Source organism: Alteromonas marina (assembly GCF_000808575.1).
GTDB lineage: Bacteria > Pseudomonadota > Gammaproteobacteria > Enterobacterales > Alteromonadaceae > Alteromonas > Alteromonas marina_A.
Window position 1 is genome coordinate 146,408 of sequence record NZ_JWLW01000023.1, and the last position, 22,473, is coordinate 168,880.

Below are 22,473 nucleotides of genomic sequence, written 5' to 3' on the forward strand. Positions count from 1 at the left end.
TTAGTTCAGGTATTCGTTAATGTTCCAGTTACCAATGTCATCATCAGTACCCGGTTCGCCGTCTGGACCATTAGAGAAAATATCAACTACGCCAAGTTCTCCCGGACTAATTAGTGCATATGGATTGCCCCACGGATCTTCAGGCAGGCGTTTAATGAAACCACCTTCAGGGTAATTACGTGGAATTGGATCGATAGTTGGAGCGGTAACTAGCGCTTCTAGTCCCTGTTCTGTGGTTGGAAAGCGGTTGTTACGCAGCTTATACATCTCAAGCGCGCTTTCCATTTGCTGGATGTCTACCGCCGCCTTTTTAAGCTGCGCTTCTTCTTGGTTACCCAAGATTTGCGGTGCCACCATAGACGCCATAATACCGATGATTAGAAGTACGACCATGACTTCAATCAAACTGAAACCAGAACTGCGATTAAGTGTTTTCATTAAATATTCACCATGTTGTTCAATGCTAAAATTGGTTGCAATATTGCCATAACGATAAACAGAACAATGCCTGCCATCGATACAATAAGTAAGGGTTCAAATACCTTAAGTGAGACACCAATAAGCGCTTCAAATTCCCTATCTTGATTATCTGCGGCGCGAGCTAGCATTTGCTGTAACTCACCCGATTTTTCACCTGACGCAATCATATGCATCATCATTGGTGGAAACATTTTTGTATTATCTAGCGCGGCGCGCAAACTGGAGCCTTCTTTAACGTTGACTGCGGCTTCGGCTACTTGATTTTTAATATGCTGATTTTCCAGTACATCACCTGAAATACGCATAGCCTCAAGTAGCGGCACTGCGCTGGCACTTAGAATACTCAAGGTTCGTGCAAAACGGGCGGTGTTAAGCCCGCGAGACACCCGGCCTATCAATGGCAAGGTTAACAGCGCTCTGTGGTAGCGTAGCTTCATGTGCTTTTGCTGCAGCACGCGCTGAATAATAACGATAAGCACGCCTATACCAACAAGCATAAACAAGCCGTAATTTTGTAGCCATGTGCTCACCGATATTAGGAATTGGGTGATGCCCGGCAGGTCTTGACCCATGTGGTCGAACTGCCCAACAATTTTTGGTACTACAACCGTTAACAATAGCAACACGATACCCATTGCAAAAAACAGCATTAACGACGGATAAATCATCGCTTGTGTAATTTGGCTGCGGGTCTGTTGTCTGCGTTCTGTGTAGTCGGCTAGACGGTTCAGTACGGTATCAAGGTGACCTGATTTTTCCCCTGCTGCGACCATAGCGCGATATAGCTCATCAAAAACGCTGGGAAACTGTGCAAGCGCATCAGCAAGTCCGTGACCTTCTACCACTTTACTGCGTACCGCCATCATCATGTTTTTCTGACGGGGCTTTTCACACTGTTCGGCAACGGCAAGCAGTGCTTCTTCAACGGGAAGGGCCGACTCCACAAGAGTAGCAAGCTGACGTGTAAGCAGCGCTAAATCTGACGCTGAAATACGGGGTTTAAATAAAGAAAACGAAAACCCTTTACCTTCGTTTTGCGCGCGCTCAGCGACCTGCTCTACCTCTAAGGGAATTAAACCTTTTTCGCGCAGCTGTTGGCGAACCTGACGTGCATTATCGCCTTCAAGTACACCATTTGTATTCTTACCGCGGGCATTAACCGCTTTGTAAGCGAATGCCGCCATTTAATCTTCCCTCGTTACTCGAAGCACTTCTTCAAGAGAGGTTTCACCCGCTAAAACCTTGCCGCAGCCATCTTCACGGATGCTTGGAGTAGATGTTCTGATATAACGCTCAATGGCTTGTTCGCCCACGCCTTCGTGCATCATTTCACGGACTTTTTCATCTACCAACAATAGCTCGTGAATACCTGTACGACCGCGATATCCGGTTTGATTACATGCGGCGCAGCCGTGAGGTTTGTAGATAGTGGTCTCGCTTGTGGCGCCCCGCCCCAATATTTCAAGCTCAGAGGCATCAGGAGTATGAGGCTTTTTGCAATCTGAGCACAGGGTACGTACAAGTCGCTGTGACAATACCGCCAATAAGCTCGATGACAGCAAGAAAGGCTCAATACCCATGTCTTCTAAGCGGGTAATCGCGCCTGCTGCAGTATTGGTATGCAGGGTAGACAGTACCAAGTGACCGGTTAAACTGGCTTGAACGGCAATTTGTGCGGTTTCGATATCGCGGATCTCACCCACCATGACTACATCGGGGTCTTGACGCAAAATAGCGCGAAGGCCTCTGGCAAAAGTCATATCTACACGGGGATTAACCTGCGTTTGTCCAATGCCCGGAAGATCGAACTCAATAGGATCTTCAACGGTTAAAATGTTTCTGTCTCGCGAGTTTATTTCGGTTAACCCTGCGTACAAGGTGGTACTTTTACCGGAGCCCGTTGGACCAGTAACCAATATAATGCCGTGAGGCTTGCGAATAAGAGATGAGAAGTGGTTTCGGTTTTGCAGCGTCATGCCTAAATCTTCAAGATTTAAGCGCGCATTGTTCTTATCCAATAGACGTAGCACCACACGCTCGCCGTGACTTGAGGGCATAGTAGAAACACGTACGTCTACCGCTCGTCCTGCAATGCGCAATGTGATACGCCCATCCTGTGGTACGCGTTTTTCGGCAATGTCTAATTTCGCCATAACTTTAATACGCGATACCAACATGGAAGAAAGTTTGCGGTTAGGGCGCAAAATTTCACGAAGTACACCGTCTACGCGAAAGCGAACCACAAGCTGATTTTCGAAGGTTTCGATGTGAATATCCGACGCACCTTCTTTAATCGCTTCGCCCAACATAGCGTTGATAAGCTTAATAATGGGCGCATCGTCTTCACTGTCTAACAGGTCTTCAGTGTCCGGCAAGTCTTCAGCAAGGGCGAACAAATCACTTTCGTTGCCAAGGTCTTCCATAAGCTGTTTAGCTGCAGAACTATCGCGCTGAAACGCACTGGTCAGCAGGCTTTCAAATTCGTCAGCGGGTATGGTTTTCGGTACAAAGGGCTCACCGTAGAAGCGACGTACTTCGGCAAACACATCAAACGGTGTATTCTCTGTAAAATATAGAACCGTAGGGGTTTCATTAGTTTCCAGCAATACCTGATTGCGCTTCGCAAAGCTAAAAGAAAGCTGTCTTGGACCGGCCTCTTCTTCAGGCAAACCGGCGTCTTCACCCATAGCTTCCAAGGCTTCTTCTTGTGCTTCTAGAGCTTGGGTAATTTGTTCGTCCTGCCCCGCCATACTAGTCGTTACCTTCTTTTTTCTTCTCTTTCTCTGAGAGATACTCTTCAAACGAAGGTGGTAAAGCGAGTTCGTCGTCCCATTGTGGCAAGCTTGGCGTTTCAGCAGACGGCATTAGGGACACGCCCTCTTGCTGACGTTTAAGCTGAAGTGCGCGAATGTAGTTGTACTTGCGATGGCTAATAGAATTCATGGTTGCGCCGTCACGGACAATCGTTGGCTTTAAAAATACCATTAGATTACGCTTGCGTTTGCTGGTCGACGTTGTTTTGAAGAGGTGACCAAGAATAGGGATATCACCTAGCAATGGCACTTTAGACACACTCTCTTGTACGTCTTCATCGATGAGGCCGCCAAGAACAATGGTGCCACCATCATCCACAATTACAGTGGTTTTGATTTCACGCTTGTTAATTGAAATATCTACCGACGTTGCACCACTTACGCTAGATACCTCTTGTTCGATAAGAAGCTGTACCGCGTCGCCTTCATTAATTTGAGGCGTGACTTTAAGTTTGATGCCTACCTCTTGTCGGTCGACCGTTTGGAAAGGATTAGAGTTGTTCGCGCCTGTTGTGGTACCCGTAATAATAGGTACCTCTTGACCAACAATGAAAAACGCTTCTTCGTTATCCATGGTAGTTAGGTGAGGTGTGGCAAGAATATTTGAATTGGTATCAGTGCTTACCGCCTGTACCACTGCGCCCCAGCCATTTTCGATAACGCCAGCAATCAGGCCGTTTGCACCGCCAAGTAAGCTTGCAAGAGCAGTGAAGTCGCCTTCTATCGTGTCCGTTGTTTCTACCACTTCACCGTTGGCAGTGATGTTGGTTTGCGTGGTCTCTCTATCTTCGGCCTGTCGTAGTGCCACAGCTAATGAACCGACGCCTATAACACCATTATTGAACTGTGTACCACCGCCCTCTTCTGACACCCATTGCACACCTAATGTGTTGCCGTCGCCTTCAAAAACTTCGACGATAATGGCTTCAACTTGTACCTGTGCACGGCGAATATCCAGTTGACGCACCACTTCTTCTAGCGAGCGCATCATGTCTGGCTCTGCAGTTATAACGATGGCGTTAGAATCTTCGTGTGCGTCGATGCTAATTTCGCGGTTTGAGCTTGCTCTGCGCGATGTGGCGCCGCTGCCTTGCTCTTCTGCTTGGATACTGGCTGATACGCCTTGCAGAACTTTGACTAAATCTTCTGCCTTAGCGTAATTAAGAAACAGTACGCGAGTGTTGCCATTGGACTCCAGCTCTTGGTCCATGCGTTGAATAAGATTGATAAGACGCTGACGCGCTTTAATGTCGCCGCTTACGATCACAGAGTTCGTTCTGTCGTCTGCTACAACGCGAGGTTCAGATTTAGCGCCTGTATTGGCTTTACCTTGTGATTTGTTGATACTTTCAATAATACGTACCATCTCAGAAGCTGAAGCATAGCGAAGCTTAACAATCTCTACTTCTTCGTCACCAGCGCGGTCTACGCGCTCAATGATTTCAACAAGACGATTAACCACCGCAGCACGGCCCGTTAGCATCATCACGTTTGATGGATCGTGGCTAACCACGTTACCGCCGCCCGCTTGGTCATTAAGCTGGCGCAATATAGGCGCAAGTTCGCGCACCGGTACGTTATAAACAGGCACAACGCGGGTAATAAACTCATCGCCGTCTTGCTGCGCGCCTTCAACAACCGGGATATTCGATGTCTTTGCGTCTTTTGAGCGAACGACTTTTAAAATTCCGCTAGGCATTTCTACAACGGCAAAATCATACACTTGTAATACGTTCAGGAAAAACTGGTAGTACTGATCCTCGTTGAGCATGTCGTAGCTGCGTACGCTTATTTTGCCGCGTACGTTAGGGTCGACAATAATAGTTCGCTCAAGATTTTTACCAACAATATTTATGAATTCATTGATGTCAGTATCTTTGAAATTAGGCATGTACTCAGCGGCCGTGACCGAGAAACACAGAAGCGCTGTGCACATGGCTGTGCCTAAGCGAGATAATAGTTTTTGGCTAGTGCGCCTTTTCATTCTAACTTCCTTCATTTCCTAACTTGTCGATGACCGAATTGCTTTATTTGTTATTTTGTATACCTAGCGACAATATAGTGCTGCTACCGTTAGTGGTATTAAGACTCGGGTAAATCTAGGTATAGCGTAGTTAAACTGCCATCTCGAATAATCGTTAATTCTATAGTTTGTGCATTGCGTAGCTCAGACAGTGCCTCTTGCGATTGCTGCAAGTCGGTAAGGTCTAGCCCGTTAATCTGTGTAATGACATCGCCTGCCTGAAGCCCTGCCGATTTAAATAATTCGGGCTCTTTGCCGGGGCTTACCTGGTAGCCGATAAGCTGACCTTCTTCAGTTTTTGGCGATATTGAAATAAAGTCTGTGAAGTTGGCTGGACGCTCTCGCAGAGCTGCAGTTGCCTCTAATGCTTCGTCGCTAAGCTCAACGGTGTCTTCTTCTAATTCTTCTGGCTCAGGTCGATTTCTTGCCTGCATTTCACGGCGACGATTAGCTTCGTCGTAGTCAATTCCGTCAAGCATCAGGGTTTCGTTCCTTACCCCGTTCTTAATAATAACGCGATCGTTGTACACTTTTTGCAACGTGGCATTGGTGCCTTCAATCTTCTCACCTAAGCCATAAACCGCTTGGCTGCCGCGATTTTCAATAATAGCGGTACCCGCCTCCTGCTCTGAACTGGCCACAACGCCCGTCAGGGTTAGGTTTAAGCGCGTTTCTGGTGCGTCGGTAACTTCGGCAACCGGTTCCGCGGGTTTAGCCGCTGCATTACCAAACAGATTCAACTGTTGTATTTTGGCAATGTTGACCCCATTTTGGCCTGACGGCGAAGAAATAACCGGAGCACGGCTTACTGTGGGTGTCGCAGATAGTTGAGGTTCGGGTATAATTCGCCACACGAGTTTGGCAGCAAATGCAATTAAATACAGGCTGAGCAGAACCACTACGATGGTATGTAGCTGTTTTTGATGCTGGTTCAGATAAACAACCAGAGATTGTGGGTTGGGTTTATTGAATGTCATGCTGCCACTGATGGTACTGCTTTATTATAATATAGTGAATTTTTGGTTAACCGCGCTTTAGCAAACCCATAATAGCCTAGTAAAGGTGAGGGTCACAACACTAAAGCCACACCATTACGAAAATATTACATGAGCCAATCGGATAGCAACAATACAACACAAAATGTCAGGCTGGACAAGTGGCTATGGGCTGCAAGGTTCTTTAAGACCCGCGCAATAGCCAGAGACATGGTGCAGTCGGGAAAAGTCCAGTACAACGGGCAAAGAGCCAAACCTGGTAAGCATGTAGAGCTTGGCGCCATGATTAAAGTTCCCTCAGGATGGGATAATCGTGAAATTAAGGTGCTAGGCTTAAGTGACAAGCGTTTGAGCGCTCCTTTGGCGCAGGCGCTTTTTGAAGAGACGATTGAAAGTGTAACAAAACGTGAAGAAAACCAAACGGCGCGCAAAATGAACGCCTTTCACAGCCCAAAACCAGATCATAGACCTGATAAAAAGCAGCGACGACAGATTATTAAATTTAAGCAGCAATAATGAGCTGCTCAACAGGATTAGTTATGAGCGATTTCGATAAATTACACCGCTTCTTATTTACCCAAGCTAACGTTCGTGGCGAATTGGTTCGTCTTGATGAGAGCTTAAAGCAAATTGTGCACAGCTATGAATACCCCGTGCAAATTCAAACATTGTTAAGTGAAATGGCGGCAGCGACGTCATTGTTAACGGCAACGCTTAAGTTTAAAGGTGAAATTTCTCTTCAAATTCAAAGCAAAGGCCCGGTAAGTTACGCGGTCTTAAATGCTACTCACGAACAAACGCTTCGCGGGGTGGCGCGCTGGGACGAAACATTAGAAACCTTGCCTGAAACGTTTTCAGAGTTACTATCTCAAGCGGTATTAGTCATTACTATCACACCAGATGAAGGGGAGCGTTATCAAGGTGTTGTCGCATTAGATAAGCCTTCTCTAGCTGAATGTATTGAAAGCTACTTTGCTCAGTCAGAGCAGCTAGCGACCAGCGTGCACCTAATGACAGACATGAGCGACCCTAAAAACGCGAAGGCGTCGGGTGTATTGCTTCAGGTCTTACCGACTGATGCCAGTGCTACTGATGTGTCGCAAGCCAATGAGTTTGCTCATATCACTAAGCTTACTCAAACGTTGACCAAAGAAGAGATGTTTACGTTGTCGGTTGAAGATATTTTGTATCGTCTTTACCACCAAGAAGACGTGGAAGTGTATCCAGCGAAGGACGTAACCTTTGCCTGCTCATGCTCAAAGGAGCGCAGCGCAGAAGCACTTCGTCACGTAGAGAAGTCTGAGCTTCACGCAATTATTGCTGAAGAAGGGGCGATCAAAATGAACTGCCAGTATTGTCATACCGAATATCGCTTCGATAGTATCGACGTAGAGGCTATTCATAGCGGCAACTTCGACGCACCGTCTTCAAATCAGTAACTGCTTGTTTACTGCTGTGTTAAAGCACCTTCTTTCGAAGGTGCTTTTTTGTTTCTGAATCTCTCACCGTCTAGATAGGTTCATTTTCCCAACACTTCACTTGTGGTTAAAAAATGCCCAGTAGTAAGTGTTTAACTTTCCTACATCATCCTATTTTCCTTTTCTTTCTGTCGTGGTGAAAATTTTCACCTTCACTTTCTAAAAAAAATTGTCATTTTTTATTTTGAAATTCATCGATCAATATAGGTTTTCTACGCCCTATTTTTGCATTTATATCCAAGGAAAAGGCTTTCCTTGTAATTAATTTACAATATTTATGAAATTAACATATGAGAAATAGTGAGTATGTGTTTTATAAATGCGTGCTAGGCCTTGTTTACATTACACTCGAAGAGGTGATACTTTTTTGAAAGTGCTTTTGAAAAATTACATATAGGGTAACAGCCATGACCGCAGCAGCCTCAATTCAAACGGAACTGAAAGTAACGCCACTCACCGACCTGCCAAATGCAGAACTTATCGAGCGCGCCGTCAAGCGCGGCGAAGGTGTCCTTGACAAAAACGGCGCGCTTGTCGTTGAGACCGGAAAACGAACCGGTCGCTCTCCAAATGATAGATTTATCGTTAAAGAGTCAACAACCGAAAATGACATCGATTGGGGCAAGGTGAATAAGCCTTTTGACGCTGACAAATTTGATGCGCTGTGGAATCGCGTTGAAGCTTATCTGTCTACCCAAGAACACTTTCTTTCACACCTTCAAGTGGGCTCCGATCCTGAACATGCTTTGTCGCTTGAAGTAAGAACGCAAACCGCGTGGCAGCACGTTTTTGCCCGCAACCTTTTTATTATTCCTGAACAATGGAATGTTAAAGGCGACCAGCCTTGGCAAATCTTAAACGTACCTGGTTTCACTTGTGAGCCAGAGCGTGACGGCACAAACAGTGATGGTACAGTTATCATCAACTTCGCTAAAAAGCGTGTGTTGATTGCAGGCATGCGTTACGCAGGTGAAATGAAAAAAGCCATGTTCTCAGTGCAAAACTTCTTACTTCCGGCAAAAGACGTGCTACCTATGCACTGTTCTGCCAACGTGGGTGAAGAAGGCGATGTGACTCTGTTTTTCGGTCTTTCAGGCACAGGTAAAACCACGCTTTCAGCCGATCCTAAGCGCTTCTTAATTGGTGACGACGAGCACGGCTGGGCACCAGGTAGCGTATTTAATATTGAAGGCGGTTGCTACGCTAAATGTATTGACCTATCTCAAAAGAACGAGCCAGTAATTTGGAATGCTATCAAGTTTGGTACCATCTTAGAAAACGTAGTGCTTGATGAAACACGCACGCCAGACTATACCGACACGTCGTTAACCCAAAACTCACGTGCGGCCTATCCGCTTTCACACATTGAAAAGCGCGTTGCTGAAAACCGAGGCGGCGAACCTCGCTCGGTTGTATTTTTGACCTGTGACGTAAGTGGCGTATTGCCTCCTGTTTCAGTGTTAAGTGAAGAAGCTGCGGCGTATCACTTTTTAAGCGGTTACACAGCGAAAGTAGGCTCTACTGAAATTGGCTCTACAAGCGATATTGAATCAACCTTCTCAACTTGTTTTGGTGCGCCTTTCTTCCCGCGTCCAGCAGGCGTGTATGCAGAGCTTCTGATTAAGCGTGTTAAAGCGTTTGGCGCTAAGGTTTACTTGGTTAATACCGGTTGGACAGGCGGCCCTTACGGCACAGGTAGCCGTTTTGATATCCCTACTACGCGCGCCATCATTGATGCGATTGTATCGGGTAACTTGGCTGATGTTGAAACTCAGCACATTGACGCGTTAAACCTAGATGTGCCAGTGGCAATAGACGGTGTAGACAGCAATTTGCTTGTGCCACAAAACACGTGGGCAGACAAAGAGAAGTACAACGAATACGCCGCTAACTTAGTCAACGACTTTAAACAGAACTTTGAAAAATACGACGTTAGCGACGCTATCGTTAAAGCCGGGCCGGGTAACTAACACTCGGTCTGCCCCTTCCCAACGTTCATCACTCTCAACGTGATTGATGTTTTGCCCGCACCGTGTTGCGGGCTTTTTTATGCGGATTGGTATTATTAGGCTTTCGAGAGCTAGCTGCTTTAATGGCACCTTTAATATTAGAGCATTGAGCTAAACCAATTTGTGGATACTGGAGTAAAGTTGATGTCGGCCTTGTACTGAAAAAGTGCGCTGTCCATATGACTATCTCTTATCCAGTATTTCTGTTTATCAATAGAGATAAGTCTTAGGGAGTAGGGCACGCCAAATGGATCTAGAGGAGCAGTTTCGATAAGTAGCGAAGTATCAAAAATACGAATCTCTCTTTGTCTATTGTTTGGTGGTGGAGTTAATTTGTTTTGAGCATCATAAATAACTGGAACATGTAAATACACAACGCCTTCTGGGAGGTTATGTTTACTGACAACTTCAAATAACTCTTCGCGATCAAATCCCGATTGTTGGATGTCCCAACTGGAGTCAATAAATACTGTCGCTAAAGCGACGTTATTATCTCCAACATGAATAAATGCGCTAGGCTGAAATAATCTGACAAAGCAATAAAACCCAAATAAAGATGTAATGACACCAAATAACATCCATCGCATTATTCATTTCGCTCTAGATTAACTTTATTCGGAAAGGTTGGCATCGGCGGATAAGGCATAACGAAGTATTCTCCCATGATTAATAGACTCCCTGTTTATACATCTTTTTATATCAGTAAGTGAGCCAAAGAGATAATCATTAATAAAGCGCTTATTGTTAACAAATTTAACATTATGAATACGTATGTTTATTTAAGTTGAGCAATGCACTGGCTATCATTCATCGTACACAAGAAGGCTTTAATTAAGCGCGCTTCGCATCGAAGCATAAAAAAGGTTTTAAGTATGATAGACAGGCAACTGCGTGTATCACTGGCATGTGCGGGTTTTGCACTCTTTTCGGCAAATGCGCTAGCGGAAGTTCAAACAGCAACACTTGAAAACGCAACGCTTACCATTGATACGGATACTAATGATTTTAAGATAAAGGCGCTGCGTAACAACAGTTTTCAGGTAACCTACCTTACCGATGGCAAAGGTGCGCCCTACGCAAACCTACCTTCTATGGCACTTCCTGAGGAAGCCACGAGTGCAGTTACAAAAGATATCGCAGGCGATGTTGAGCTAGAAGAAACCGCAACAACGCTTACCTTGAAATTCAATAATATTTCTGCACATGTCGATAAATCAACGCACGTTATCAGTTACTCGGTAAACGGCAAAGTAGTAGCAAAAGAACAAGATGGGCTAAACATTTCTGATAACGGCGTCAGCCTGTCGTTTGCGTTAGATGAAAACGAAAAGCTCTACGGAGGTGGCCAGCGCGTTTTAGGTATGGATCGTCGTGGTCATAGCATGCCGCTATATAACAAAGCACATTATGGATACACCACATTGTCAAACCAAATGTATTTTGGGCTGTCGGCCGTGATGTCTTCAAAAAATTACAGCATATTGTTCGATAACACCGCTTCTGGTGAGCTAGATATTGGCAAAACGAACAGCGACGAGTTGCTATTTAAGGCACAAGGCGGCCGTGCTAGCTACATCATGGTGTTGAGTGAAAACCTAATAGATACGGTGACGAATACCGTAGCAGTAACGGGAAAACAGCCGCTTCCTCCACGCTGGCTATTAGGTAACTTTGCGTCTCGATTTGGCTACAAATCACAAAATGAAGTGATGGATGTTGTTGATGCCTTTAACACGCAAGATATTCCCGTTGATGCCGTAGTGCTCGATTTATATTGGTTTGGCAAAGACATTAAGGGGCATATGGGGAACTTAAGTTGGGACGCCGCCACTTTCCCTGAACCCGAGAAAATGATTAGTGAGCTACGCGCTCAAGACGTGAAAACCGTGCTTATAACCGAGCCTTTTATTCTCACGACGTCAAAACAATGGGAAAGCGCCGTTGCCAATAATGCCCTTGCTCAAAACGATAACGGTGCGCCGTATACCTTCGATTTTTATTTTGGCAATACCGGCCTTGTCGATGTGTTCAGTGAAGCGGGTCAAGATTGGTTTTGGCAATATTATGAAAAGCTTGCTGCACAGGGTGTTGCCGGCTGGTGGGGCGACCTGGGTGAGCCAGAAGTGCATCCTGATGATATTCAGCACATGTGGCAGTCTACAAAAGTAAGCGGCGCAGAAGTGCACAATGCCTACGGTCATCAGTGGGCGAAAACCGTGTATAACAATTTAACTGCGCTACAGCCCGACACGCGCCCCTTTGTGCTGATGCGTTCAGGCTTTTTGGGCAGTCAACGGTACGGAATGGTGCCTTGGACAGGCGATGTGAGTCGAAGCTGGGGCGGACTTAAACCTCAGGTAGAGTTGGCACTTCAAATGAGTGTTTTTGGAATGGCGTATACCCATTCCGACTTAGGTGGGTTTGCTGGAGGCGAAACCTTTGATCCTGAGCTTTATACAAGATGGCTTCAGTTCGGTACCTTTTCACCGGTATTTAGGCCTCATGCCCAAGATAATATTGCGCCAGAGCCAATTTTCCACGCCGATCCCGTAAAGTCTATTGCGCGTAAGTTTATCCAACTTCGCTATGACATGCTGCCCTATAACTATTCATTGGCCTTTGAAAATGCGCTTTACGGCACGCCATTAATGCGCCCGGTAGCTATGGCGTACGGTGAAAGCGATTGGTTTGAAAATGCAGACAGTTATCTGTGGGGCGATGGTCTGTTAGTTTCGCCTGTGACGAGCGCTAACCAAACGGTGTGGCCGACCAAGTTGCCTGAAGGCGTATGGTTTGATTTTTTCTCTGATACGAAATACCTAGGTGGTCAAACCGTTAACTACCCGCTAAGCCAAGATAATTTCCCAGTGTGGGTAAAAGCGGGAAGCTTTATGCCAATGGCTGACGGGCTTAGCCGCACAGAGCAGTTTGATGCACGTAAAATAGAAATGCATTACTGGCATGACAATTCAGTGAGTTCATCTTCATATACTTATTACGAGGATGACGGCAAAAATCCAGCGTCTGTTGAAAAAGGCTTGTACACCAAACTACAGCTCAGTGCGTCAGTAGACGAAAAGGCCGCATTAACTCTGACGCTTGATAGCGAAGGCAGCTATATAGGTATGCCTAAGCAGCGAGACATCACTTACATCGTGCACGGTTTAAGCGAAAAACCACAGAGCGTTTCAATCGACGGCAGGCGCGTACCTGTAATGTGGGGTGAAAAAGGGAAAACGCTTTCACTTGCAATTTCTTGCGGTTATCAGCAATCTGTAAAGGTAGTGATTATGTGATAATTAAGGGCTGCTGTTCTTTCTTGCACAGTAAAGGTCAGCGCCCTCAAAAGGTTCACTTTGTGTTCAAGGGCATAACTACGCTGTGCCCTCACGCCTAAATCGGATGTCTTTCTACTGATATCAGCCATGGAGCCTAAATGAGCCGACTTCCTGCCACCATCGTTATTTTCGCTGGTTTTTTTCTAATTGGTAAATTGTTTCTTCTGTGGGGAATATTACTGCCAGATATTGCAGCCGATTTGCAAATGTCTGAAGTAGTCAGTGGCGCACTTTTTTCGCTTTTCTCTGTAGGCATGATGTTAGGCGCTGTGATTGGTGGCAAGTATGCCAGTCGCTTCGAATATATGCCGCTATTAGCCACGTTATTCAGTATGAATACGGCGCTGTTGCTGCTTGTGTCAGTGCTTACCGCTTGGCAATGGTTTTTGGTGTTAGCGGTATTAATAGGTGTGGTGAGCTCAACAATATTTACTATTGGCCACACGCTTATTGCACGAATGTACGCAGAAAAGCGTTTTACTATGATGGGCTTAATGGACTTTATGTTCAGTTTAGGTACGTTTGCTGCGTCGTTCTTTGTAACACTGTTATATATTGTTGACCACAACTGGCGATTGCCTATTCAGGTGTTGGCAGGCGTTATGATTGTGCTTTCGTGCTATGCATTCATTGCGGCGCGTTCTCAGGCGAAAGTGCTCAAAGGTCAACCTAAAGCGCCTAAAAAGACGCTGGCATTTGGGGTCATCATCAAGCAACCTGTTTTTATATTTCTAACGCTGCTCACTTTTGGCTATGGCGCGGTAGAGTTTGGTAACGCGAACTGGTTTGTGAGCTATGCGCAAAACGGCTTAGGCTTTACTGGCGAACAGTCGAGAAACCTACTGGCATTTTTTACCGCTGGCATGGTGATCAGTCGTTTGACCTTTCCATTTTTACTGCGATTTGTATCGGTGCATCGCATGATTGTCATCATGGCGACAGCCTCACTAGCGGGTGTATTCGCACTAAAGCTAATGCCTTCTTTTTATGGAATTGGCGCTGGTAATCTAATGCTTGGTTTAGGGTTAGGTGGCCTGTTCCCATTAGCTTTGTCAGCGGCAATGAATATCGACAGCGACAACGGCCCTGTGCTTTCCGGCATTTCTATTATCGGTAACTCAACTGGCGTACAGGTCGCTTCCTTTTCGACTGGGCTGTGGGCGAATTTTGTGCCCCTTACCACTGCATTTTGGGTGATACCATTAGGTGGATGCGTACTGTGGCTTGCTTCTTATGGTTACAGCAGAAAAATTAAATACCACAGAAGCTAGAGAACAAGCGGCTGAGAAACCTATAAACAGCGCAATGGAAATTCTTAGCTACAGGAACAATGTACCGCTGCGAATAACCTAAAATCCGCTGCGCTATTTCTTTTCAGGTAGTTCAGAAAGGTATGGCAAATAAAACTCGGCCACTAGCCCTTGCTGCGGATGGTTTCTTAGTGTTACCTCACCGTCATGGGCTTCTACAATTCTTCGAATAATGGCAAGTCCTAAGCCAGAGCCTGACGAGTTACGGGCCTTATCGCCTTGCGCAAACGGCATGAAAACGCTATTGAGTTCATCTTCAGGTATGCCAGGCCCAAAATCACGCACTTTGCAATACACACGCTTCTCATGACGATTGTAAAAGCTACTAATGGCAATTTCTTCAGAGCCATATTTAAAAGCGTTTTCGATAAGGTTGTCGACGACGCGTTTCATTGCAATTCGTCGCAATGACAAGGGAGGAATAGTGTTGAGCTTGAGTTCGATGTGGTGTCTATCGTCAAGGTGTCGTGCTTGTACAAGCTCAGCGATAATCGCGTTCAAATCGGTTTCTTGAGTGACTTCTTCGGTGTCGTAGCGGGCATAGTCAATGAACTGATCGATGATGGCGTTCATGTCTTCTATGTCATTAACTATGCCGTCTTTTATCCAATCTTGATCTTCTGGCAGCATTTCCGAGGCAAGGCGAATGCGAGTAAGCGGCGTGCGCAAATCGTGAGAAATACCCGCTGTCATGATATTTCGGTCATTCTCAAGTTGCTTGATCCCCTGATTCATGCGGTTAAACGCTCGAGTAACCTGAATCATTTCGGTGCTGCCTTGCTCGCGAAGCGGCGCCGGGTGTTCACCTTTACCCACCGCTATTGCTGCTTTTTGCAGGGCAGACAATGGGCGGGTCATGCGTCTTACAAACAACCAGCCCCCGGCCACACTCAATATGCCAATTACCATTAAGTACATAGTCAGAGGGGATATATTTGCTTCGTTAAGTCCTGAAATAGGAATAGAGATCCACGTATCTGGGTAGCGGTTCAGGGATATCCACACAATGTATGGCGCATTTTCGTCACTGGCCTGCGTGGTGGTGCTAATGCGCACATCTGCAAGCTGCCGGAGCTGCTCGCTAACCTGAGAAGAAATATAGCTATAGTATACGGCGCTCTCCAATCCATTCTGTTTGGCAACGCTTTCGTCAAAAACCTGTACCTGGGTTTTTTGAAAATAGCGGTCGCGGGTTTCCTGGTTAGTGACCAACAAATCGTTGGCAAGCACTGACTTAACTTGCGTAGCCAATAAGCTGTTAATTTGTTGGTAGCTGGGCTGAATAAAGTAATAGGTAACAGAGATGTAGGACACAATCTGATTAATAAGCAACAGCACGCCAATAAGCATGACGGTTTGGCCAAATGCACTTTTGGGAATTAAACGCATAAATTGCCGTCGCTTTGAATCATAAGCCAGTGTTTGGAATGGCAGTAGGTAAACGCATAATTAGGGGTCATGAGTAAACATACTTCACTTGCGCACTGGCCAAGACGGTAGAGCCCGTCATATCCATCATAGGTGCTAAACTTGTTCGCCATCAGGCACGAATACGTAGCCCAATCCCCACACGGTCTGTATATACCGAGGGTTGGCAGGGTCTTCTTCAAGCATTCTTCGTAAGCGTGAAACCTGAACGTCAATGCTGCGTTCTAAGGCGCTGTAGTCGCGACCACGCGCTAGGTTCATTAGTTTGTCTCGCGACAATGGCTCGCGGGGGTGAGTGACCAGAGATTTCAATACCGCAAACTCACCGCTAGTCAGGGTAAGCGGCGTATCACCATCTGTCATTTCTCGCGTGGCAAGGTTCAGTTTGTAACTGCCAAATTCCACAATTTGCACATCTTTAGAGGGCGCGCCCGGCGCTTCGCTACTGCGTCTGCGCAGTACCGCTTTAGCGCGTGCAAGTAGCTCGCGTGGGTTAAATGGCTTAGGCAAATAATCGTCTGCGCCCATTTCAAGGCCGATAATACGGTCTACTTCATCGCCTTTTGCAGTAAGCATAATAATGGGCATGTCGTTTTCTTGTTGACGCAGACGGCGACAAATAGATAAACCATCTTCGCCCGGTAGCATAAGGTCTAAAACCATAAGGTGAAAATTCTCGCGCTCAAGCAGTCTGTCCATTTGCTCTGCGTTGGCCGCACTGCGCACCTGATAACCTTGCTCAAGCAAATAGCGCTCTAACAAACTGCGAAGACGCATGTCATCGTCAACAACGAGAATTTTAGAGGTTTCCTGACCCATACTCATACCTTTCGTTTTACTTTTGATTCACTATAACCACAAGATGTGAAATACAAAAGCGAGAAAAGCGTAAAAGGTTGGGGATGTTTGTTACAAATAGTGTCTAGAGCCTGTTGACCTTTTATGTACAGTGAAGGCATCAGACCCTAAAGAGGAGGAGGCCGCTATGCTTTAACGGACATTAATCGAAGGTGACAACATTAAGCGCTTTCGTGGGCGACGAACCGTTAAGAGTCTCTAAATATAACCGTGTTATAGCATCAGTACCGCAGTGCGACTGCTCGTAAAACTGATCGCTCACTTTTTCTGCGAAGTGTTTCCATGCACTAGCGTATTTCGCTAAAAAGACCTCATGGCCCCATTCCCCTTGGCGCAGTTTTACGCGAGCTGGTGCGAAAAAAATCTCTGCATTGAGCAGTTTGGGATTTGGCTTTTCTTCGGCTTTCCAATCTGTTGCACCAATTAACGTTACCTCGCTCAAGTTATCGCCAAGCAGCTCGCTAAGGTTATTAATTAGCGTGCCGTTAGCCGCGAAATCAAGAAGCCAGTAACGCGAATTGCTACTGTCACTCGTAAGCGCATTAAGGTCATCATAGCTATACACTTCATCATAGCAGCCAGAGGTTTTTACCATATCCACATTGGACGTAGAGGTTAACCCAACCACCTTATAGCTTGCGTTTCGTGACGCTTTTTGGTCTTTAAGCAGTTGCGCCGTACCCAGCGCGGTTTTACTCGAAGCGCTCGACAGCAGTAAGATTTCACCTTTTGCTTTCTCTGCCACATAGTCATCAAGCACAAACGAGGTCATATAAAGGGGTCTGAAATTTAGCTGCCATGCCTCACGGTCTTTGTTGTAGCTAGGGTCCGCTGCACAGCGTATATATTGGTCGTAAACGGGACTAATACTCTTACGTTTTTCGTGGATGTCCGAAAAACCGTGAGGAGCAACTTTTCCGGCCTTTATTACCCAATGGCTAGCCATAGGCAGGTAGCCGAACACCTTTTCACCTACTTTGATATCGCTATGACAAGACGCCTTAACGGTAGCAAAGCCCCAAACGGGCACAATACCGAAGCCATGTGCTTCATCAACGTCATTATCACTCTTTGCAGGGAAAAAGCCCCAATAGCCCATTTTAAAACCCAGTGCAGCATATGTGATGTTGTTGGCAGAAAAGCCAAAGCTGTCTGTCTCAAGCAATACTTCGTCTTGCTGTAAGTCGTTGATGTTTATATCGCGGGAAACAACGTTAGTGTTAGCGAGGTGTTGCTGGTCTACCCAAATTTGTTGGCTTTTAATTGTGGTCATAATAGGGGCCTGCTGTGTCAAAAACTAGGACAAAGATCCAAATCAAGAAGAGTGAAAATAGCAATCTAGATTGACGCAGGGCATAAGCTATTACGACTTACTGTTTTAAATATATACCCATAGAATTGGTGTATAGAGCTTACCGCTACTCATCTGTGCTGAGCCAATCCATTTGGTGGCCGGCTCTTCGTTTTTTATTCAAAATATCTTCAAGCAGCGGTGTAAGTATAAGCTCCATTGCCAGCGCTATTTTACCACCAGGTACAACCAAGGTATTGATACGAGACATAAATGAACCGTCGATCATCTGAAGCAAGTAAGGATAATCGACATTCTTCATTTCTCGTCTGAAGCGCACCACAACAAAGCTTTCATCTTGGGTCGGAATTTCACGAGCACTGAATGGGTTCGAGGTATCAACGGTAGGTACGCGCTGAAAGTTAACGTGAGTGCGAGAAAACTGTGGCGTGATATAGTGGAAATAATCATCCAGCCCCCTCACTATGCTGCTCATCACGGCTTCGCGGGAATGGCCGCGGTCAGTGGTGTCGCGCACAATTTTTTGGATCCACTCTAAGTTTACAATCGGTACCATGCCAACGAGCAGGTCTACGTGTTTTGCCACGTCATTTTCTTCAGTTTTAACGCCCCCGTGCAGACCTTCATAGAACAGCAAATCGGTGTTTTGAGGTAAATCTTGCCATGGTGTAAAGGTACCTGGCATCTGGTTAAACGGAACGGCTTCATCAAAAGTGTGGAGGTATTGCCTAAACTGTCCCGTACCCGAACTACCATATTCTCTAAAAAGCGTTTCAAGCAGTTCAAAGTCGTTGGCTTTAGGGCCAAAGTAGCTGATATGTCTGCCTTGTTCTTGGGCTTTGCGAATTTCTACTTCCATTTCCGGGCGGGTAAAGCGGTGAAAACTATCGCCTCCTACAACCGCAGCATTAACACTTAAGTTCCTGAAAATATGACGTATAGCGTTGGTCGTGGTAGTAGTACCCGCGCCAGAAGAACCTGTTATAGCAATAATAGGGTGTTTGACAGACATAGGAATTCTTTTTGGAAATGACGGGTACTAGTTATAAGCTGATGTGAGCTAAGAATCAAGGGGAGGTATAAGCGCTTACCACTCGATTCTTGGGAGTTGCTTTCGCTCCAGCCTGCGTATAATCAATCATCTAGCCGTTTGTGATGGTGCTGCAATAGGCGCACAATTAGCTTTGCCTCTTCTTCGTCTAAATCAAGAAGTGCGCGAACATGTTCTAGGTGGTGCACATCGTGCTCACTCAACTTTCCGTCGTCCAAAACGCTTCTTACTGTGTCTTTAAACCTATCGCGTTTTAGCTGCATCTGCGACGTGTAGCTAGAAGATAAAATACCTGCTGGTAGGGCGTAAAAACAGATACCCATAATAGTTATGAGGCCGCCAAATATTTTACCCAATGCAGTTATAGGAACGGCGTCACCATAGCCCACCGTGGTCAGCGTGACGAGTGCCCACCACAATGAAGCGGGAATACTGCTAAAAACATCGGGCTGAGCAGCATGTTCGATGTAGTAAATACAGGTGGCGGCGATAATCGTGAACAACAAAAGTACGCTTAACGCCGCAATAAGGCTATGCGACTCGTTGCGCAATACGGTAACGAGAGTTTGCATAGAGCGCGAATAGCGCCCAATTTTCAAAATTCGCAGTACCCTGAATACCCGTAATATACGTAAATCAAATGCCACGAGCATGCTTAAGTAAAACGGTAAAATGGCCATCAGATCCACCAGCGCCATCGGGCTTTTTATATAAGCCCATCGCTTTTGCCATGCCGTCGTTTTTTCTTGGCGAGTGCGGTTAGCTTGAGCCGAGCGGTTAGCTTGAGTCGAGCGGTTGGGCGCCGATGCACTGCTGTATACACGAAGTATGTATTCAATGGTGAATATAAGTACCGATACGACCTCAATGATATGCAACTCATGCTGCCAAAGAGCTGGAAGACCAGGCACGGTTTCTAGCATCATGGCCGCTACATTTACGATAATCAGCGCGATAAGCAAAATATCAAACAACTTGCTATGTTTTTTGTATTCGTGGGCTTCGCTAGAGGGAGCAAGAATGTGATAGCACGCGTTTTGAAATGACATAGCTAAATTTGTGATTTAAGGATTAACATTGTTATATCAACAACGGCGATAAATTGGTAATGATTCTGACAAAGATGGGCGTTGCTGGGGAATATTTTGAAACGCAGTAAGACTCAAAACATGTTAGTTTAAACGCCACGAAGGCAAACTAAGAGCGTTTTCAATTGAAAATCACTAAACCCCTAGTATCAGCATGCACCTTTACACTACTTGTCGCTATGCTTTCCCCGGCAGCGCAGGCGAAGCAGGACAGTGTTATGCTTACCGCGAATGCACCCGTTATAGATGGCGTAGCAAATGATGCTGCATGGAAAGAAGGTGATTGGCACGACATGACCTCGCTAATGTGGGGCACCAATCCCGAGCCCAGTGACTTTTCTGGTAGATATAAACTACGCTGGGATAAAAAGGCGTTGTACCTTTTAGCAGAAATACAAGACGACCACCTCTCAGATACCTATGCCAATCCCCTTGAGCGATATTGGGATGATGATTGTTTAGAAATTTTCATTGATGCGGATGCTTCTGGTGGCGATCACCTTAATAACTACAATGCGTTTGCCTATCACTTGGCGTTAGACAATCAGGTTGTTGATATAGGTCCGAACGAAGCAGGAGAGGCTGTACCACAACTTTACAATGATCACGTAGAGAACAAATGGCAGCGAGATATATTGGCGCCTCATAAGATTCATTGGGAAGCAGCGGTACGTGTATTTGATGATAGCTATCAGCATGGGAAAGACAATTCACCTGTTACCTTAAAAGAAGGTATGACACTGGGCTTTATGCTTGCCTATTGCGATGCGGATGGTGGCGACAGAGAGCATTTTTTAGGCTCTCATGAGATCACCCAAGTAAACGGCGATAAAAACTTGGGGTATAAAGATGCGTCGGTGTTTGGGAAAGTGACGTTAACTAAATAGTGTCGGCGATATATTCGCCACTGTTTTTAACCTGTTGCCTAGTATTTATAAAAAACGCGGCATCATGCCGCGTTTTATATACTTTACATGTCGATTACTTCGCTTCAGCTTCGCGCGCAATTGCACGGTGTGCAATATCAGTACGATAGTACACATCTTTAAACTGAATGGTCTTAAGCAATTCATACGCTTTTTGCTGCGCTTCGGTAACGTTGTTACCCAAAGCTGTAGCACAGAGCACACGACCACCTGCGGTTACCACATCACCGTCTTGCAGGGCGGTGCCTGCGTGGAAAACCTTTCCATCTAATTTAGCGGCGTCTTCGAAACCGGTAATCACGTCACCCTTGTCGTAGCTGCCTGGATAGCCGCCAGCGGCAAGCACAACACCTACCGACGCGCGCTCATCAAACTCAATGGTTTTACCAGCAAGTTCGCCTTTGCACGCTGCTTGGCAAAGTGGAACCAAGTCAGACTTTAAGCGCAGCATGATTGGCTGGGTTTCCGGGTCGCCAAAGCGGCAGTTGTATTCGATTACCTTCGGAGTGCCATCGGCCATAATCATAAGGCCAGCATATAAAAAGCCAACGTAGTCGTTGCCTTCAGCAGCCATGCCATTAACCGTTGGCATAATCACTTCTTGCATAATACGGTCGTGAATATCCGGCGTTACCACCGGAGCTGGTGAATAAGCACCCATACCGCCTGTGTTTGGCCCTTTGTCACCGTCAGCAGCACGCTTGTGGTCTTGGCTGGTGGCAAAAGGTAGTACGTTCTTACCGTCTACCATAACAATAAACGATGCTTCTTCACCGTCTAAGAACTCTTCAATAACCACGCGACTACCCGCTTCGCCAAACGCGTTGCCTGCCAACATGTCGCGAATAGCGTCTTCAGCTTCTTCAAGGGTCATCGCAACAATAACGCCTTTACCCGCCGCTAGGCCGTCTGCTTTTACTACGATAGGCGCGCCTTTCTCATGCACATAGGCAATGGCTGGGTCAATTTCTGTGAAGTTTTGATACTCAGCCGTAGGAATATTGTGACGAGCCAAAAAGTCTTTGGTAAATGCCTTTGAACCCTCTAGCTGCGCAGCAGCTTGAGTGGGACCAAAGATCATTAAACCTGCGTTAGTGAACGCATCTACAACACCTGCAACTAGCGGCGCTTCTGGGCCTACGATAGTAAGCTCAACATCATTGCCTTGTGCAAAAGAAACCAAGCCAGCAATATCGTTAACATCAATAGCCACGTTCTCAAGCTTAGGCTCTGTAGCCGTACCGGCATTACCAGGTGCTACAAATACTGTTGAAACATCAGAAGACTGCGCTGCTTTAAACGCTAACGCGTGTTCGCGGCCACCGCCGCCAATTACAAGTACGTTCATTAACTGTTCCGTTTTG

General features: G+C 46.1%; 18 protein-coding genes. 6 read left to right on the forward strand and 12 right to left on the reverse strand.

The genetic code is table 11. The features are described 5' to 3' along the window. The 5 genes from gspG to gspC form a co-directional block, all read right to left on the reverse strand. Window positions 1-438: a type II secretion system major pseudopilin GspG gene (gene gspG / locus RJ41_RS12935; protein WP_014951309.1), complete on the reverse strand. Its 438-nt coding sequence runs from the start codon at window positions 436-438 to the stop codon at window positions 1-3. Then, window positions 438-1,664: a type II secretion system inner membrane protein GspF gene (gspF, locus tag RJ41_RS12940; RefSeq protein WP_039221471.1), complete on the reverse strand. Its 1,227-nt coding sequence runs from the start codon at window positions 1,662-1,664 to the stop codon at window positions 438-440. Before gspF ends, gspG begins: the two co-directional genes overlap by 1 nt. After that, entirely contained in the window at window positions 1,665-3,230 is a 1,566-nt protein-coding gene (gspE, locus tag RJ41_RS12945; RefSeq protein ID WP_039221473.1) for a type II secretion system ATPase GspE, read from the reverse strand. Between the two features lies 1 nt (window position 3,231). After that, window positions 3,232-5,277: a type II secretion system secretin GspD gene (gspD, locus tag RJ41_RS12950; RefSeq protein WP_039221475.1), complete on the reverse strand. Its 2,046-nt coding sequence runs from the start codon at window positions 5,275-5,277 to the stop codon at window positions 3,232-3,234. 98 nt (window positions 5,278-5,375) lie between these two features. Next, window positions 5,376-6,293 carry a type II secretion system protein GspC gene (gspC, locus tag RJ41_RS12955; protein WP_039221477.1) on the reverse strand — a complete coding sequence of 306 codons (918 nt, stop codon included), beginning with the start codon at window positions 6,291-6,293 and terminating at the stop codon, window positions 5,376-5,378. A gap of 129 nt (window positions 6,294-6,422) precedes the next feature. On the opposite strand from gspC, the gene hslR reads away from it, so the two are divergent. From hslR to RJ41_RS12970, 3 genes are all read left to right on the forward strand, one after another. Further along, window positions 6,423-6,827: a ribosome-associated heat shock protein Hsp15 gene (hslR, locus tag RJ41_RS12960; protein ID WP_014977772.1), complete on the forward strand. Its 405-nt coding sequence runs from the start codon at window positions 6,423-6,425 to the stop codon at window positions 6,825-6,827. 23 nt (window positions 6,828-6,850) lie between these two features. Then, window positions 6,851-7,750, forward strand: coding sequence for an Hsp33 family molecular chaperone HslO (hslO, locus tag RJ41_RS12965; RefSeq protein WP_039221479.1), 900 nt, complete (start codon window positions 6,851-6,853; stop codon window positions 7,748-7,750). 446 nt (window positions 7,751-8,196) lie between these two features. Further along, the gene (locus RJ41_RS12970; protein WP_039221482.1) at window positions 8,197-9,759 is read left to right on the forward strand and encodes a phosphoenolpyruvate carboxykinase; all 1,563 of its coding nucleotides are present in this window, start codon (window positions 8,197-8,199) and stop codon (window positions 9,757-9,759) included. Between the two features lie 137 nt (window positions 9,760-9,896). On the opposite strand, the gene RJ41_RS12975 is transcribed toward RJ41_RS12970, so the two are convergent. Then, on the reverse strand, window positions 9,897-10,385 hold the full coding sequence (locus tag RJ41_RS12975; protein ID WP_039221483.1) for a hypothetical protein: 489 nt from the start codon (window positions 10,383-10,385) through the stop codon (window positions 9,897-9,899). A 285-nt stretch (window positions 10,386-10,670) separates the two neighbouring features. On the opposite strand from RJ41_RS12975, the gene RJ41_RS12980 reads away from it, so the two are divergent. Both RJ41_RS12980 and RJ41_RS12985 read left to right on the forward strand, forming a co-directional pair. Next, complete coding sequence (locus RJ41_RS12980; RefSeq protein ID WP_039221485.1) at window positions 10,671-13,094, forward strand: glycoside hydrolase family 31 protein; 2,424 nt, start codon at window positions 10,671-10,673, stop codon at window positions 13,092-13,094. Between the two features lie 140 nt (window positions 13,095-13,234). Next, window positions 13,235-14,407 (forward strand): MFS transporter, encoded by a 1,173-nt coding sequence (locus RJ41_RS12985; protein WP_039221488.1) that lies wholly within the window; start codon window positions 13,235-13,237, stop codon window positions 14,405-14,407. A gap of 93 nt (window positions 14,408-14,500) precedes the next feature. Here the strand turns inward: RJ41_RS12985 and envZ are convergent, their stop codons facing one another. The 5 genes from envZ to RJ41_RS13010 form a co-directional block, all read right to left on the reverse strand. Next, entirely contained in the window at window positions 14,501-15,835 is a 1,335-nt protein-coding gene (gene envZ / locus RJ41_RS12990) for a two-component system sensor histidine kinase EnvZ (RefSeq protein ID WP_039221491.1), read from the reverse strand. Between the two features lie 135 nt (window positions 15,836-15,970). Continuing rightward, window positions 15,971-16,693 (reverse strand): osmolarity response regulator transcription factor OmpR, encoded by a 723-nt coding sequence (gene ompR, locus RJ41_RS12995; protein WP_039221496.1) that lies wholly within the window; start codon window positions 16,691-16,693, stop codon window positions 15,971-15,973. 181 nt (window positions 16,694-16,874) lie between these two features. Further along, window positions 16,875-18,005 carry a DUF2855 family protein gene (locus RJ41_RS13000; protein WP_039221500.1) on the reverse strand — a complete coding sequence of 377 codons (1,131 nt, stop codon included), beginning with the start codon at window positions 18,003-18,005 and terminating at the stop codon, window positions 16,875-16,877. Between the two features lie 145 nt (window positions 18,006-18,150). Further along, window positions 18,151-19,056: a phosphoribulokinase gene (locus RJ41_RS13005; protein WP_039221504.1), complete on the reverse strand. Its 906-nt coding sequence runs from the start codon at window positions 19,054-19,056 to the stop codon at window positions 18,151-18,153. Window positions 19,057-19,178: 122 nt separating this feature from the next. Continuing rightward, complete coding sequence (locus RJ41_RS13010; protein WP_039221505.1) at window positions 19,179-20,144, reverse strand: ion transporter; 966 nt, start codon at window positions 20,142-20,144, stop codon at window positions 19,179-19,181. Window positions 20,145-20,308: 164 nt separating this feature from the next. On the opposite strand from RJ41_RS13010, the gene RJ41_RS13015 reads away from it, so the two are divergent. Then, window positions 20,309-21,070 carry a sugar-binding protein gene (locus RJ41_RS13015; RefSeq protein WP_039221506.1) on the forward strand — a complete coding sequence of 254 codons (762 nt, stop codon included), beginning with the start codon at window positions 20,309-20,311 and terminating at the stop codon, window positions 21,068-21,070. Window positions 21,071-21,164: 94 nt separating this feature from the next. On the opposite strand, the gene purD is transcribed toward RJ41_RS13015, so the two are convergent. Next, window positions 21,165-22,457: a phosphoribosylamine--glycine ligase gene (purD, locus tag RJ41_RS13020; protein WP_039221507.1), complete on the reverse strand. Its 1,293-nt coding sequence runs from the start codon at window positions 22,455-22,457 to the stop codon at window positions 21,165-21,167. Window positions 22,458-22,473 lie beyond the last annotated feature (16 nt).

Excerpts from the sequence above, each read along its gene's own strand:
- gspG (WP_014951309.1), bottom strand. The coding sequence starts at position 438 with ATGAAAACACTTAATCGCAGTTCTGGTTTCAGTTTGATTGAAGTCATG.
- gspF (WP_039221471.1), bottom strand. The coding sequence starts at position 1,664 with ATGGCGGCATTCGCTTACAAAGCGGTTAATGCCCGCGGTAAGAATACA.
- gspE (WP_039221473.1), bottom strand. The coding sequence starts at position 3,230 with ATGGCGGGGCAGGACGAACAAATTACCCAAGCTCTAGAAGCACAAGAA.
- gspD (WP_039221475.1), bottom strand. The coding sequence starts at position 5,277 with ATGAAAAGGCGCACTAGCCAAAAACTATTATCTCGCTTAGGCACAGCC.
- gspC (WP_039221477.1), bottom strand. The coding sequence starts at position 6,293 with ATGACATTCAATAAACCCAACCCACAATCTCTGGTTGTTTATCTGAAC.
- hslR (WP_014977772.1), top strand. The coding sequence starts at position 6,423 with ATGAGCCAATCGGATAGCAACAATACAACACAAAATGTCAGGCTGGAC.
- hslO (WP_039221479.1), top strand. The coding sequence starts at position 6,851 with ATGAGCGATTTCGATAAATTACACCGCTTCTTATTTACCCAAGCTAAC.
- RJ41_RS12970 (WP_039221482.1), top strand. The coding sequence starts at position 8,197 with ATGACCGCAGCAGCCTCAATTCAAACGGAACTGAAAGTAACGCCACTC.
- RJ41_RS12975 (WP_039221483.1), bottom strand. The coding sequence starts at position 10,385 with ATGCGATGGATGTTATTTGGTGTCATTACATCTTTATTTGGGTTTTAT.
- RJ41_RS12980 (WP_039221485.1), top strand. The coding sequence starts at position 10,671 with ATGATAGACAGGCAACTGCGTGTATCACTGGCATGTGCGGGTTTTGCA.
- RJ41_RS12985 (WP_039221488.1), top strand. The coding sequence starts at position 13,235 with ATGAGCCGACTTCCTGCCACCATCGTTATTTTCGCTGGTTTTTTTCTA.
- envZ (WP_039221491.1), bottom strand. The coding sequence starts at position 15,835 with ATGCGTTTAATTCCCAAAAGTGCATTTGGCCAAACCGTCATGCTTATT.
- ompR (WP_039221496.1), bottom strand. The coding sequence starts at position 16,693 with ATGGGTCAGGAAACCTCTAAAATTCTCGTTGTTGACGATGACATGCGT.
- RJ41_RS13000 (WP_039221500.1), bottom strand. The coding sequence starts at position 18,005 with ATGACCACAATTAAAAGCCAACAAATTTGGGTAGACCAGCAACACCTC.
- RJ41_RS13005 (WP_039221504.1), bottom strand. The coding sequence starts at position 19,056 with ATGTCTGTCAAACACCCTATTATTGCTATAACAGGTTCTTCTGGCGCG.
- RJ41_RS13010 (WP_039221505.1), bottom strand. The coding sequence starts at position 20,144 with ATGTCATTTCAAAACGCGTGCTATCACATTCTTGCTCCCTCTAGCGAA.
- purD (WP_039221507.1), bottom strand. The coding sequence starts at position 22,457 with ATGAACGTACTTGTAATTGGCGGCGGTGGCCGCGAACACGCGTTAGCG.